The sequence below is a fragment of the Acetomicrobium sp. S15 = DSM 107314 genome, assembly GCF_016125955.1.
In the GTDB taxonomy this organism is placed as follows: domain Bacteria; phylum Synergistota; class Synergistia; order Synergistales; family Thermosynergistaceae; genus Thermosynergistes; species Thermosynergistes pyruvativorans.
The window spans coordinates 1-390 of record NZ_JADEVE010000101.1; the positions used below are offsets into that span (position 1 = coordinate 1).

The window sequence follows — 390 nt, forward strand, 5'->3', positions numbered from 1 at the left end:
AACCTATTGAGGCCGGACGATGTTGTAATCTCGGTATCTTGCGGTCAGTTCGGTCTCCGTTTCAGGGAGATGGCGAGCAGGATGGACTGTCAAATTGTCTCGGTAGATGTGCCGTGGGGGGAGGCGGTTGCCCCCGAAGCAGAGCTTGAGGTAGTTGGCATAAGGCCGGGGGAGAAGCTGCACGAATGCCTCTTAACGGAAGAAGAGTCGCGCCACGCCGTGGAATACGACGACAGTTTCGTAATAGAGCCTGAGCGACCTCGGCTATCTTTTAGCCGCCTGCGATCTGAAAGTAGCCGTGGCTGGGAATATAGGCAACCCTTTGGCCGATTTTGCCTTTACTCCCTACGACTATATAGTCATCGAACTATCAAGCTTTCAGCTACACTG

At 53.6% G+C, this 390-nt stretch carries 1 protein-coding gene; it reads left to right on the forward strand.

What is annotated here, in order from left to right; translation table 11 throughout:
• Window positions 1–81: 81 nt before the first annotated feature.
• Window positions 82–390 (forward strand): polysaccharide biosynthesis protein (locus tag EZM41_RS13465; RefSeq protein WP_232619005.1); only part of this gene is annotated, 309 nt, incomplete at its 3' end.